A 14,280-nucleotide genomic window follows, 5' to 3' on the forward strand; every position below is an offset into this window, starting at 1 on the left:
AGCAAACCGACAACGTCTTTTGAATGATGGCCCGGCTGCCCATCCCTTAATTCAGCGCGGCTTCCTGTTTGCGGAAAAACGTCCGCAGCGCTTGGTAAACCTCGCCTTTTTCCTTGATGACGTAATACATGAATTGGTCCAGTTTAATATTGCGGTAAGCCGACATCAAGGTGCTGCTCCGGTTGTACTGGTTGACTTCCCCGTATCCGAACATGTTGCTGACTTTCAGCAGCTCGCCGATCAGGCGCACGCAGCGTTCGTTGTCGGAGGTCAGGTTGTCGCCGTCGGAAAAATGGAACGGATAAATGTTGTACTTGGACGGCGGGTAACGCCTGTCGATGATTTCAAGCGCTTTTTGGTACGCGGACGAGCAGATGGTTCCGCCGCTTTCCCCCCTCGTGAAAAAATCCTCCTCGGAAACTTCCTTTGCTTCCGTATGATGCGCCACAAACACGATATCCACCTTTTCGTACTGCCGCCGCAGAAAACGGGTCATCCAGAAAAAGAAGCTGCGCGCGCAATATTTTTCGAAGGAGCCCATAGAACCTGAAGTGTCCATCATGGCGATGATGACGGCGCTGGAATGGGGCACCACGACTTCCTCCCACGTTTTGTACCGCAGGTCGTCCGGACTGATATGGTGGATGCCCGGCGTGCCGGAAGTGGCATTGCGGCGCAAATTTTCCAGAATGGTTCGTTTTTTGTCGATGTTGGACTGCATCCCTTTTTTGCGAATGTCGTTAAACGTGATGGATTCGGTCACCACATCCTGCTGTTCCTTCGGTTTCATGAATGGAAGCTCCAATTCCTCGAACAGCATATTTTCCAGATCCTCCATGCTGACTTCGGCTTCCACGATATCGTATCCCGGCTGATCTCCCGCCTTTTCGCCCTGGCCGGGCTTTTGCACCGGATCGCGTCCGAGCACATCTCCTACCTGGCTGTCTCCGTCTCCTTGGCCGACATGCTTCTGCTTTTGGAAGTTATAGATAAAACGGTATTCGTCCAGACTCCGGATGGGCACCTTGATGATCTGTTTACCGTCCGACATAATGATGCTTTCTTCCGTAATGAGATCGGGCAGGTTCTGTTTAATCATTTCCTTCACTTTTTCCTGATGCCGGACTTGATCCTGGTATCCTTTGCGGTGCAGCGACCAGTCCTCCTTGGATACGACAAACAGCGAATGATCGTCAGATTGCATTGTTCAGCACCTCCCATACGCGCATACTCGGTTCAACGAATAAGCCGTTATTAATCAAGTATATTCACGCGCAGGGACGATATGTGATGGGACAGAAGCAAATTCGCAAGTTCAAACCATTGCAAAATAATCCATATTCAGGATATTTGCTGATGTTTTCGATCTTTTATGACAAATTTTTCAAATAACTTGTAGTATAATGCAGTTGTCCTATGATTTAGGACGGACAGTTGCACGTTTAGCATGACCAAATACATAGATTTTGAGGGGGTGTGCTCCAGATCATTCACGTGGGCAAGCAGTCCCGTAGGATAAGAAAAGATCGATCCAAGGATGACGAAACGGAGACGGTTGTTGGACAAGCAAAAATGTGATTGATAGGGAGTGTATTAGAGTGAAAAAGATGGCGCCATTATTTATGGCAGGAGTTTTGTTGTTATCCGGCGGTTTGTTTGCGAACGGTTCCGCGACTGCCGCAGATTCATCGACGGGCAATATTGAAGTGTTGTTAAACGCCCAAAAAATTCAGTTTCCGGACGCGAAACCTTATCAGGATGCGCAGGGGAGCGTCATGGTTCCGATCCGCTTCGTTTCCGAAGCGCTGGGGGCCGAGGTGGATTGGGAAAAGGCAAACGGCCAGATGACCGTTTCGGTCCAAAACGAACAACATACCGTCCAAATGACGGTCGGGCAAAAGGTCGCCAAAGTGGACGGGCAGGACAAAACCTATGGCACGAAAATCGAATTGAAGCAAAACCGGACGTTCGTTCCGCTGCGGTTGGTAAGTGAAGGATTAGGCCAGCCGGTGGAGTGGGATAAAATCGGGCGATGGGTGTGGATTGGGAAGAAGGAGGCTCTGACGTTGGAGGAGCTGGGGTTGAAGCCGGTGGATATTGGGCCGTATAAGAAGTATTTTAGTGGGAAGAAATTTTATTACGAGAACGGCCGAGACGGCAAACCCTACGATAAGGTATTAATCTTTAAACGTTCAAACTTGCCTGCGGCGTTTCTGGATGATTTTTATAGCATTGATTACGTGGTAGAACAAGGCGGAGCTGCATATATCAAAGCTAGAACAAAAACCAAGACAGAGACTCCAGGGAATATTTTCTTTTTGACAAAGGATAACAAGCCTCGATCTAGGAACCCAGTCTTTAATAAAACGATTAACAATCAAGACGGAACCAAGACCTTCTTTTTTCCTTTGATCTCTTGGCTTGACGAACTGGATGGGATCAAGAATTATAAGAGCTTAAAAATTAATGATGTACTGTATATAGGTTTTGATCTCGCATCCAAGGACTACATCCCTCTAATGGAAAATTCCTGGAAGTGAGAAGAATGCGAATGAAGAGGCTGTACTTAATTCGTATTGTAGGCTTAAAAGTTTTTTTTAGTTTATTAATTGTCTTAAGCACTTTATATTTTGTTACCCCATCAAAAATAGATGCTTCAAATGAAATTACTCCTCTTAAATATCATAAAGAAAGTAATTTTCGTTACTTTGTTGGGATGTTTTATTATGAAATGTGGCGTAACTCTGCTGGTATTTGGGTCCCAAATAATATTGGACCTAACATGGGTAAATCTGGAGATGCTACGTTTACTTATCGGTTTCAGTTTCCGGGCCGGAAAATAAAAAAAATAGAGAACCCTCAGATCTACATTCGTACTCCAGCCAATGAAGTCTATTTCACTGAATCTCGGGACGACGATTGGTACAAATATGAGCGTTCAATTAGTTTAGGCGGAACTAATAATAAAATTAAACCTATTACGCCAACCGGAGTAGGGACGGATACAGCTACTATTCCCGTTACAGTCAACATGTTACTCGATGCTCCAATCCCTGAGGATATTACTAATCAGGCTGGTGGGAACTTTGATCCTAACGTAAAAGGAGTTCGAATCTACCAACCGATCCTCTTCAAAATCGAACTCGCCACCCAACTCAACGTCAAATATTTCACCACCGACGGGAACCCGCTTAACATTTTTACTCCAAGGATTAACGAAGAAATGACGGTGGGCAAAGATTATTCCTTTACGCCGCCTACGCATCCGGATTATGAATACGTGGGATTTAAAAAATCAACGACCGACGCTGCGCCAAGCGGCAGCATCACGCCGGGGAATCCGTATTCTTTTCAATACGACGGTTCCTTCGAAAAATACACGTTGTATATGTATTACAAAAAGAAGGATGGCACCGACAACGGCTGTCCTCCCGGGCAATCCTGCGAACCTCCGCCGTCGGGACCGAATTGCACCGATCCTGCCCCGGCCCAAACCATAAACGGCCAAACGATGGACCCGAGCGTATCCGCGGTCATTAAGGCCGACAGCAGGGGGAGCGAAAAATTCGACGTTTTGCAGGGGATTCCAACCTCTGAAAGTTTGTACGGGAACGTGAAAGCTAAAGAATACTTATACCAAAATGCCTTCACCCAGATGAAAGGCGTCTGCACCTTCGAGGTGAAGGTGAAAAAGACGTACATCCTGGAATGGGACCCGGGTAAAAAAGTGCCGAACCCCGACGGCAAAGGCACCCATGAAGAGCCCGACCCGCAGCGCGAAACCGAAGAAAGGGAGTACACCTACACGATTCAGCGTCCTTATTCCTTTTGGAAAATCGACAATCTCGAAGTCTATGACATCGACCGGGCGACGCTGACCAACTATGCCTGGGATACGGTGACGATTCAGCCGACCGGCTATCATCCACCGGTATACGCTGCCACCCAGGACGGCAACTACTTCCCGCCGGATCCGCCCGGGACGCTGACCGCTCCCTCCGAAACGAAGTCAGGGGGCAAAACGAAACCAAGCGTACCGAACGAGCAGGGCGCTTTTCAGGGAATGGCGGAGCAAGCCGTGAAAAAGGTGGAGGTACGGAACGATTCCTTGGTTTTTAAAGGTCAGGCGATCATGAACAGCACGCGCACCCAAGAAAACGGCCCGACGCCTAGCCGGATTCCGGAGCCAACCATGATCAGCGACAACGTTTTGTACAGTCCGGGACATGTGATCAGCAAAACGAAAACGAACAAAAGCAGCCAGCCCAGCACCGGCGAAATCTTTTACAACCTGATGGACGGCAGCATCAACGGGGGCTCGAACCGCTCCTTCCCGATCCCGGGCATCAACCCGGTGACGGTGCACACGCCAGTCGTCATTTACGCCTCCACGACGGACGACAAAGCGCATAACCAAAAAACGAATCCGGCCGGCGGCCGCAACGCGACCATTTTGGACCGGCCTTTCACGATTTATATGCCAACGACCGGGCAGCATCTGAACATTCCGGGTTATGGCGACCGGGACTACGCCAAATACGTCCGGGACAAGCAGGTCAAGTTTCCTTTTGACGTATACACGGCCGACAAATCCCGGTTTATCCCGAAAAATACGTGGGTTTCGATTCCGGTGATGCAAACGGCGGCGACGTTCTTTTTGCCGGTATGGGTGGACGAAGGTTTTTACGACATCCAGTTCCGCACCATCGCGGAAAACGCCCCTACCGATTTTACGGCCGAACCGCAGGCCAATCTCAACTTGGCTCACCATGCCGCAACGGATATCGTACCGGTGGACGTGATCGGCAGGTTATACGATTTTCATCTTACCGATATCGCCGATTATAACTGGGAAAAAGTTTTCCGTACCCAAGCCGGCAGCGCCAATCCTACCGGGGTGTCCTACTGGGTCGGCCAAAACGAAATCGACGGCGATCCGCGCGGAAACAAGGCGATCTATACACTGCCCATCCGCCCGGGAAGCCATCCGCTGCAAGGGTACAAAAACGTATCCGTCAAAACGGGGTACCATTTCAAGTTCGATTTCAAAACAAAAGGCAACATGTTCGGACCGCTCGACGGCATCCGGATTACGCCCGCCTTTTATTTTGTCGGAAAAGACGGCAAAGCCGTAAACGCCAAGGGCGATACACGCATCCCGGTGGACCTGTATTACAACGCCGGCAAAAACAACTTCGTTAAAATCGGCTCCGCGCAGGATCAGGTCAAACGGTACGTCATTTTGAACGACCGTCTGCGGAACGTGCCGACCTTGGAGCTGAGCGACACCGCCGCTTACAAATACGGGCATTACGGACAAGCCGGAAATATGGGCAAAAACGAGTACATCCAAAACTACATGCAATCCTTTACGAAACAAAAAACGCCTGTGGGCAGCTACAGCCTGATGATTTTACCGGAACAGCTCCGGACGTTTTTAAGGCTGAAAGAGAACATCCCGGCTTCCGTCGATCCGGAACGCGCCAACGTTTCCGTGCAAAAATGGTACGGGGAATACTCGCTGCCGGCCGAGCCCTTTGTGGTCGAAGCCGGAACAAACGTGGCCGAATATGGACGCACGCACGGCGGGCTGGACAGCAAGTCTCCCATTTTTCTCAAAAACGGTTATATCATCGTGAACTTCAACATCGAGTCGATTCGGCAAGGGGATCTAAACCACCCTTATTTGCAGTATATTCATGCCCCGCTGATGAACCAGTGGCAGCTTGAAGGCTTTAACCGCAGCATTCAAGATGCTTACGGCCATCGCTTTACGTTAAAAGACGGCGATATTCTTTTTTACCATGCGGACAAATCGAGCCGGGACGATTTCAGTTCCCAGGTTCCGCACTAAGCTCGCCGGGAAACCGCGGGCAGATTCGCAGTCCCTTGAAGCGGGCTGCGGGTTTGCCCCGGCTTTTGTGATCTCAACATCATTTTTTGTGACCGTGTCTAACCTCGCCATTGTTTTTGTCGTTTAACCCATAGGGAGAATGTATGGATCCAAAGGAGGCGGACCGTTTGAACCATGAAATCGTTGTTGAAGCCATGCTTGATTTGAAGGATGTCGAGGAGTTGAATCTCTTTTTTACAAGATCGTCAAGGCTGATGCTCGCCGTCATATTTTTCCTGATCGTCATCGGCATCGTCTTATTGATCGACGGGAGCCGGACCGGCATGGAGTTTATGATCGCGGTTCTGTCGGATCTTTTGCTCAGCGTCATTTTATGGTTCGTGTACGGGTGGAGCATCCGCCGGAAATCCGTGAAAGCATTTTTCAGCGATCAGTTGTTAAGGCAGCGCCATACGTTCGTGTTTTCGGAAATGGGGTTTCAATATGCTTCCGATTCGGAATCCGGCAAAGTCCGTTGGAGCGAAATTTATGAGGTGCGCGAATCCCGGAATTTATATTTGATTCTGCTGTCGACGAGCCGTACGTTGATCGTGCCGAAGGATGATTTTGCGACGGAGCGGGACCGGACCCGATTCAGGGGCATCGTGGAGTCCAACGTCAAAGCCAGCCGCTTTCATTGGCGCAGGGAACGCTAAGCGGTAAAAGTTAAAGCGGTTTAACGAGCGGTCGCATGCATTTCTGACAGCACTCCGTAAAGGTTTTTCACAAGAATGCAGCCCCGGACCAAAGATTCGAGAGCATAATCCGTAAAAAGACACCGGAACATACGAACGAATACTTGATCAAAGTCGTACATACAATAGGGTGGTGTGAAAATCGCGTAAATATAAGAAAAATCAAGATTTCAACCCGTTTTAGAATGGCAACCGACAACAAAACCAACATAAACGATGCAACTTGTACGTACCATTTTTGCCGGAACGCTGGTATAATATCCATAAAAAATTAAAGGAACCGTTCCGGCCTCACCGCATCACATGCCTTGTTAAGAGAAAGGTGGTTGTCCATTGGGAAAAAAACGGAATCATCTGCTGTTCCAGTTTCTGGCCTCCTATGTTCTAGTTCTCTTATTCCCTGTCTTAATCATCCTCGTTTATTATTATCCGCATTCGACCGCCGTCGTGAAGCAGCAGGATATGGATTGGAACACGCATATTACGGAACAATTCACGACGTCGATGGATACCTTCATGAGATATGTTTATCATCTGCCATCCGAGCTGGTGCAGAACCGCGAAATCAAAATGTACGACAACAGCGACTACGGGCGGGTCGTGATCGCAAACGAAATGCGCAAATACAACGCCACGGACGGGTTTATCGATAATACGCTGCTTTACATCGAAAGCACGGGATATTTGTTCGCAAAAACGGGAAGCGCTTACAAGGTAGAAGACTTCAGCAAGCCGGGCATCGGCTACTTCTACGAAAATTGGCCGCACCGGGAAATGTTCGAAACATTGAGCCGCTTGAAGGCTCCCATCGTCCGACCGGTCGAAAACGTCATCATCCCGGGAAGCAACCGCGTCCGCATGTTAACCTTCGCCCTGCCGTTGCCGATCGGAGGATACGATCCGCCGGGCGCGCTGCTGATCATGGTGCGCGAAGACACGATTATACGCATGATGAATTCCCTTTCCGAAAAGTATACGGGCCAATTTTTTATCTTCGACGGGCAGGGCCGTCAGCTGCTTGCATCACAGGAAACCGATTACGGCGCATCGGACGAGTTCCGCCGCATCGTATCGGGCTTGAAGGAAGGAACGGAAGGAGCGGAAGGAACGGAAGGAGCGGGCATCCACCGGTTAAACGGCAAATCGTATATCGTGTCGCACACGATGTCGGGCACCAACGGATGGCAATATGTCAGCATGCTGCCGGTGACGGATACGCTGCAGGGCATTCAAACGATTCAGCGCAACACGGTGCTTCTGATCGGGCTGATGCTGCTGCTTGAACTGCTGGTCATTTACGTTTCCATCCGCAAAAACTATCACCCGATCAAACGGCTTGTCGATTTGGCCGTCAACATCTTCGAACCGGCCGAAGCGAAGCCGCTGAACGAAATCGAAACCATCCGGTACGCGCTCGGCGAGCTCGCCAACGTCAACCATACGCTGGATGCCAAGGTAAAGCAGACGATTCCGATTATGCGGGAAAATTTGCTGTTTGAGCTGGTCAGCGGCAAGGCCCTTGCTTGGGAAACATTCCGCCTCGAAGCGGAATCGTACGGCATCGCGTTCCCCTACCCGTCCTTGGCCGTCGCGGTTTTGTCCATAGAAGCAAAATGCGGTGGCGGAAGGAACGGAGGCCGGCGGGCAGACGTTCTCCCATGCTGTCGACGTGCTCCGAAGTATCGAAGAGCGGCCGACGGAAGGGCTTCAATGTCATTTTTTCAAAAGCATTTACAATCAAGAAATGATCTGGATCGGCTCTTTTGCGCCCGGGTTCGCTATCAAGGATTATCTTGAAGGCGTCAAGCGGGAGCTGGAGGCGGAAACCGGGGGACGCGTGTTTATCGGTGCGGGTCTATCGGGCGAACCCCAATCGCCGGAAGCCGTTCATTTATCGTATTTGCAGGCGGTTCGCGCATCCGAGCATTTGCGCCTCCGCCGCGAGTGCCGGGTGTTGTTTTTCGGCGACATGGAGGCTCCGAAGGCGGCGATGGCGTCATTTTACGCCGAACTGCTGCAATCGCTGGAGCTGTCGATCTTAAAAAACGAAGCCGCTTCCGTCAAATCCGTGGTGGAACGGATCATCGCCAATATGAGCACCGAAGGGACGCCGCCGCATATCGTTCGAAGCGTCTATTTGAACGCGGTCAGCGTCATCCTGAACGGTTTGCACCGGTTCAGCCATGACGACGCCAGCCTGCTCCGGCTGACGGATGCGGCATTCCGGCACCGTTACACGATCGAGCAGATGGCCGGCATCGTCAGGGACAGCTCCAGCAAGCTGTGCGATATCATCCAAAGCACGCTGCCGCCTTCCCGAAACGTCTCCCGGGACGAAATCGTCGGTTTCATTGAACGGAGAGGGATGGAGCCGGATTTTTCGCTGCAGCGGATCGCGGATTATTTTCGGATGTCGCCGTCGAACTTCAGCCATTATTTCAAGAAAACCTTCGGCCAGAACTTCAAGGAATACATCGATTTGCAGCGGATCCAAAAATCCGCGCAGCTGCTTCGCGAGACGAGTCAGACGCTGGACGAAATATCCCGCCAGGCGGGATTCACCAATACGTCCAGTTTTATCCGCTCTTTCAAAAAAATCGTCGGCACGACGCCAGGACAATACCGGGAGACGCATAAAGCGGTGTAACCAAGCGCATCAAGCGCAGCGGCCGACGAATTAAAGGGTCGATTCAGGGCTCAAACCTGCCTCTGAATTCGGCCTTTTTGCTTTGGTAGACCTCACCGCCCCAAGTCCTTCTTTATACGGCGGGTAATCCCGCGTCCTTTATTTCCATGGCGTTTTTTTGAACATATTCAATAATTGAAATGAGGGAAAATGCCGAGCCGTCGCCCGTTTCCGGCAGCGAAAATCAAGCGCTTTCAAAAAATGCATATAGCTTGAAAACTGGTCGTTTACGGCCCGTCGCCTTTGCCGTTAAAGTTTGGAGCAGCGGACGAAAGCACCGCAGACATCCCGTCCGGATGACGGAAAATACGAGTTGAGGGGGTACAACCATGCGATTTGGAATGCGGAAAAAAGTAATCGTTTTCACCTCGGTTATCATGATTGCGGCTGCCGTGACGACGGCTTGCGGAAGTTCGGGAGGAGACGGGGGCAGCGAGGGAGGCGCATCAACCGATCCCGCCGGAAGCGGCAAGAAGGTGAAGCTGACGGCCATCATGACGAAACATGCTTTAACGAAACCGCTGGCGGAGATGGAATGGCTGCAGAAGGTGGAGGAAAAAGCCGGCGTCGATATCGAATGGCAGGAAATAACGGCGGATTGGGGGCAAAAGAAAGGAACGATGCTCGCGAGCGGGGACGTGCCCGATTTGTTTATCGGACCAAACGTCATCACGGACGCCGATTTCGCCCAGTTCCAGGGATTGTTCCAGGACTTGTCCGGCATGCTGGATCAGGCGCCCAACGTGCAAAAAATGTTCGAGGAAAAGCCGGATACGAAGCGCATCGCGACGCAGCCGGACGGCAAAATTTACGGTCTGCCGAAGTATCAGCGGTTTTGGCCAAGCTCCGCGTCTCGCCTCTACATTAATCAAAAATGGCTCGACAATCTCGGTCTGAAGGTTCCGACCACTTGGGATGAGCTGTACGACGTGCTTGTCGCGTTCAAGGAGAAGGACGCCAACGGCAATGGCGACCCGAACGACGAAATTCCGATGGATTGGCCGGGAGGCATCGGCGGATATTTCAACGCGGCATATTTGCTCGGCGGCACCGGCATGACGCTGACCGACGGCAGCCCGCAAGGTTACTTCGTCGAAGACGGCAAGGTCAAAAACTTCCTGACCGACGATCGTTACAAAGAGCTTGTCATGTTTCTGAACAAGCTTTATAAAGCCGGCCTCATCAATCCGGAAGTGTTCACGCATGATTACACGAAATATCAATCGGTCGCCCGCGGAGACGGAGATACCGCGAAGGTTGGCTTTACGCTGGGTTGGGTGGCATCGGACCGGTTCGGCGAAAAGCTTGCGCCGCAGTATACGTCGATAACGCCGCCGAAAGCGGCGCCGGGCAGCGAGATTTCGTGGAGTTATGATTACAATTCGTTGAACTACGGCGTCAATCATATCGTCATGTCGGCCAAATCGAAAAACAAGGAAGCGGCCATGCGGTTCATCAACGAATTGTATGCGCCGGAGGTCGGCATGCAGGTGTTGTTCGGTTCGCTTGGTCCGAACATCAAGGATAACGGGGACGGCTCCTACGCCGTATTGCCGCCGGCCGATCCGAACATGGACCCGGGCACGTGGAAGTGGACGTCCAGCATGGCCGACAACGGCGCCTTCTATATTCCGGATTCGCTGAAGCTGACGCTCGGCAAGGATATGCAGGAGGTCATCGAGCAGTCCAAGCCGATCGAAGCGATCCATATCGACGTGGACAACGACGTGCTGCCAAGTACGTTCATGAAATATTCGACGGCGGACAACAACACGATGGCGTTAAACAATACGAACGTCATGAATCTCGCCAACACCAGCTTTGCGAAATGGGTCACGAAAGGCGGCGTCGAAGCCGAGTGGGACACCTACGTGAAGGAGAGCGAAAAAGCCGGACTGAAGCAAAACGTTGAAATTATGCAAAAGTATTATGACGAATACAAGAAAAACCAATAAACGTCTGAGCGGGGAGAACCTTCGTGCATCCGACTACTTATTCGCGGCGGCACGGAGGTTCCCGGAAGAAGAAAGGGGATGCTCCGATGCGCAACCGGGGAGGGCTTCAGCTGCTCAAGCGCGACTACCAATTGTGGATCATGATTTTGCCGGCCATTGCCGTGGTTCTGGTCTTTAACTATATTCCGATGTACGGCATTCAGCTGGCGTTCCGCGACTACGATTTTTCGAAAGGGCTTACCGGCGGCGAATGGCGGGGATTGTACTACTTCAAGCAATTTATTGACAGCTACCTGTTCGTCGATTTGATGAAAAACACGTTTTTCATCAGCCTCGCGACGATCGTGATCGGGTTTCCCGCGCCGATTATTCTAGCGCTGATCTTGAACCAAATCCGCCGCAAGCGGCTGAAAAACGTCATGCAAACCGTCGTGTACCTGCCTCATTTTATTTCGATCATCGTTCTGGTCGGCATGATGAACGTGCTGCTGTCGCCGGAAACCGGCGTCGTCGGCCATATGATGAAGGCGATGGGGCTTGGGCATATCAATCTGATCGCCTCGACCAATACGTTTATTCCGATGTACGTGCTGTCGGATATTTGGCAGCATTGCGGCTGGAACAGCATCATCTATTTGGCGGCCTTATCCACCGTCGATCCGCAGCTTTACGACTCGGCCAAAATGGATGGCGCCAGCCGCTGGCAGATGATCCGTTACGTGGATCTTCCGGCGCTTGTCCCGACGATCGTCATTTTGTTCATTCTCAGCATGGGCAACATTTTGGGCACCGGTTTCGAGAAGACGTTTTTGATGCAAAATTCGCTTAACCTGCCCGTCTCGGAAGTGATCTCCACCTACGTGTACAAAATCGGGATCATGTCCAATCAGTTCAGTTACGCTTCGGCCATCGGGCTGTTTAATACGGTCATTAACTTTGTATTCCTGTTCGGCGTGAACGCCGTCTCGAAAAAAGTGTCCAATACGAGTTTGTATTAATCAAGGATTCGACCGGAAGGAAGGAGGTTCCAGGATGGCGCTTAAAAACATGGACGGCAAGGAGCTTGCTTTCAGGATTGCCCTTTTCGCGGTGTGCGCGCTGATTTTTCTGGCCATCGTTTATCCGCTTTATTTTATCGTCATCGCATCGTTCAGCGATTCCACGCTGGTGGCGAACGGCAAGGTGCTGCTGTTCCCGAAAGGCGTGAGCTTGTTCGGATACAAGGAAATTTTTCAGGACAGCCGCATTTGGATCGGGTACCGCAACACGGTGTTTTATACGCTGTTCGGCACGCTCGTCAACATGCTTTTCACGATACCGGCCGCCTACGTGTTGTCGCGGAAGGAATTCAAGGCGAGGCGGGTGATCATGTTTTTGTTCGTCGTGACGATGTTTTTTAACGGCGGACTGATCCCGACGTATCTACTGATGAAAGATTTGCACATCACGAACACGTTTTGGGTTTTTATTTTGCCGTTTTGCGTCAATATCTTTTATCTGATCATCGCCCGGACGTTTTTCGAAAGCTCCTTGCCGCCGGAGCTGTACGAAGCCGCGGTCATGGACGGCTGCACGCATTTCATGTATTTCGTGAAGGTGGCGCTGCCGCTTTCGAAAGCGATGATTTCGGTCATTGCGCTGTATTATCTCGTCGGGCATTGGAACGATTTTTTTACCGCGCTCGTCTACATCCGGGACAATAATCTGCAGCCGCTTCAGATCGTACTAAGGGACATCCTGCTGTCCAACCAGGCGTTCCAGAACGGCGCCGGAACGGGCGGCGCGGCGGGCGGTTATGCGCAGCGTTACGCGGACCAGATCAAATACGGCGTCATTATCGTCTCGTCGCTGCCGATCCTCGTGTTATACCCGTTCCTGCAAAAATATTTCGAAAAAGGCGTCATGATCGGCTCGGTCAAAGGCTGAGCTTCATATTGCTTCGATCAGCGGTTTTGCTCATGGACGATGGCGGCAAGGTTTTTTTCGATCTCGCTGACGTCCTGCATAATGTTGCTGAGAACGTGAACGGAGCAGCCGGAATCGATAAAACGAAGCAATATCGAAGCGAATCCCGGAATCCCGCCGCTATGGGCGACGAGCTTGCCGAACGGAGTGTCTTGAATGATCCAGCCGTAACCGTATGCAAAGTCGTGTTCTCCCTTGAATGGAGTATACATTTGCTCCATGTACGATTTCTCAAGCAGCTGATCGGTCCGAAGCGCCTGATCCCAGCGATGCAAATCCTCCACCGTGGACAAAATTCCACCGGCCGAATACGCATTCGATGGGTCAAAATAAGGCGCGTTGATGAGGCTGCCGTCATGGTCGAGATGATATCCCGACGCTCGCAATTCTACAAGGGGCATCGGATGATCCACTCGGGAATGTTCCATGCCGGCCGGTTCGAAAATATGCGCCGTTACATATTCCTCGTACGTTTGGCCGGTAACCTGCTCCAAGATGGAGCCCAGCAGCACGTATCCGGAATTGGAGTATTTATATTTTTCCCCCGGGCTGAACTCGAGCTCCCTTTGCGAAAAACGTTCCATCAGCTGCAAAGGCGTGCTTGGCCTCACGGCCCATTCGAGCATTTGGGGATCGTCCGTGAAGTTGGGGATGCCGGAAGTATGGGTCAGCAGGTGATGGATGGTTATTTTTTCGCCGTCTTTTTGGTCCGGAAAATATGGGGAAACGGCATCGTCAAGACGCAGTGAACCGCTTTGTAGCAGCTGCAGGACGGCAACCGCGGTAAAGGTTTTTGTAATGGAACCGACGCGGAATTTGGTTTGGGGCGTATTGTCTACAGACAGTTCCATATTTGCTTTTCCGAATCCGCCTGAAAATAAAATATCGCCATGTTGGGATACCAGTACGGATCCGCAGAATTTGTTTTCTTTCGCCAGAGGCTCCAAGTATGTACGGATTTGATCGGAAACGGCGTTTGGCAAGTTCATCTCTCCCTTTTTAAAACCGTAGTCTCTTTATCATAGAAGTGAAAATATGTATGCGCAACCATCTTTTCGGCAGGGATAAAGGGTGGGGATTTACTCC

At 51.1% G+C, this 14,280-nt stretch carries 10 protein-coding genes; 8 read left to right on the plus strand and 2 right to left on the minus strand.

The annotated features are described in order from the left end of the window. Positions 1 to 46 precede the first annotated feature (46 nt). A complete protein-coding gene (yhbH, locus tag RJP21_RS25210; RefSeq protein WP_160043183.1) occupies positions 47 to 1,204 on the minus strand; it encodes a sporulation protein YhbH in 1,158 nt (385 codons plus the stop codon). Between the two features lie 403 nt (positions 1,205 to 1,607). On the opposite strand from yhbH, the gene RJP21_RS25215 reads away from it, so the two are divergent. The 8 genes from RJP21_RS25215 (at position 1,608) to RJP21_RS25250 (ending at position 13,155) form a co-directional block, all read left to right on the plus strand. Next, positions 1,608 to 2,540 (plus strand): stalk domain-containing protein, encoded by a 933-nt coding sequence (locus RJP21_RS25215; RefSeq protein WP_310861795.1) that lies wholly within the window; start codon positions 1,608 to 1,610, stop codon positions 2,538 to 2,540. 11 nt (positions 2,541 to 2,551) lie between these two features. Further along, positions 2,552 to 5,854: a DUF5704 domain-containing protein gene (locus tag RJP21_RS25220; protein ID WP_483874804.1), complete on the plus strand. Its 3,303-nt coding sequence runs from the start codon at positions 2,552 to 2,554 to the stop codon at positions 5,852 to 5,854. 167 nt (positions 5,855 to 6,021) lie between these two features. Continuing rightward, positions 6,022 to 6,549, plus strand: a complete 528-nt coding sequence (locus RJP21_RS25225; protein ID WP_310861748.1) for a YcxB family protein — start codon at positions 6,022 to 6,024, stop codon at positions 6,547 to 6,549. Positions 6,550 to 6,921: 372 nt separating this feature from the next. Next, on the plus strand, positions 6,922 to 8,385 hold the full coding sequence (locus RJP21_RS25230; protein ID WP_310861749.1) for a cache domain-containing protein: 1,464 nt from the start codon (positions 6,922 to 6,924) through the stop codon (positions 8,383 to 8,385). Beyond that, positions 8,333 to 9,235 (plus strand): helix-turn-helix transcriptional regulator, encoded by a 903-nt coding sequence (locus RJP21_RS25235; protein WP_310861750.1) that lies wholly within the window; start codon positions 8,333 to 8,335, stop codon positions 9,233 to 9,235. The genes RJP21_RS25230 and RJP21_RS25235 overlap by 53 nt, the downstream gene beginning before the upstream one ends. Before the next feature lie 380 nt (positions 9,236 to 9,615). Beyond that, positions 9,616 to 11,229, plus strand: coding sequence for an ABC transporter substrate-binding protein (locus RJP21_RS25240; protein ID WP_310861796.1), 1,614 nt, complete (start codon positions 9,616 to 9,618; stop codon positions 11,227 to 11,229). Positions 11,230 to 11,315: 86 nt separating this feature from the next. Next, positions 11,316 to 12,227 carry an ABC transporter permease gene (locus RJP21_RS25245; protein ID WP_160043187.1) on the plus strand — a complete coding sequence of 304 codons (912 nt, stop codon included), beginning with the start codon at positions 11,316 to 11,318 and terminating at the stop codon, positions 12,225 to 12,227. Between the two features lie 34 nt (positions 12,228 to 12,261). Further along, entirely contained in the window at positions 12,262 to 13,155 is an 894-nt protein-coding gene (locus RJP21_RS25250; protein ID WP_310861751.1) for a carbohydrate ABC transporter permease, read from the plus strand. Between the two features lie 17 nt (positions 13,156 to 13,172). Here RJP21_RS25250 and RJP21_RS25255 read toward each other — a convergent pair whose 3' ends face one another. Next, positions 13,173 to 14,177: a serine hydrolase domain-containing protein gene (locus RJP21_RS25255; protein ID WP_310861752.1), complete on the minus strand. Its 1,005-nt coding sequence runs from the start codon at positions 14,175 to 14,177 to the stop codon at positions 13,173 to 13,175. Positions 14,178 to 14,280: the final 103 nt, after the last annotated feature.

The sequence above is a fragment of the Paenibacillus sp. VCA1 genome (assembly GCF_031583795.1).
Lineage (GTDB): Bacteria > Bacillota > Bacilli > Paenibacillales > Paenibacillaceae > Paenibacillus_AQ > Paenibacillus_AQ albilobatus.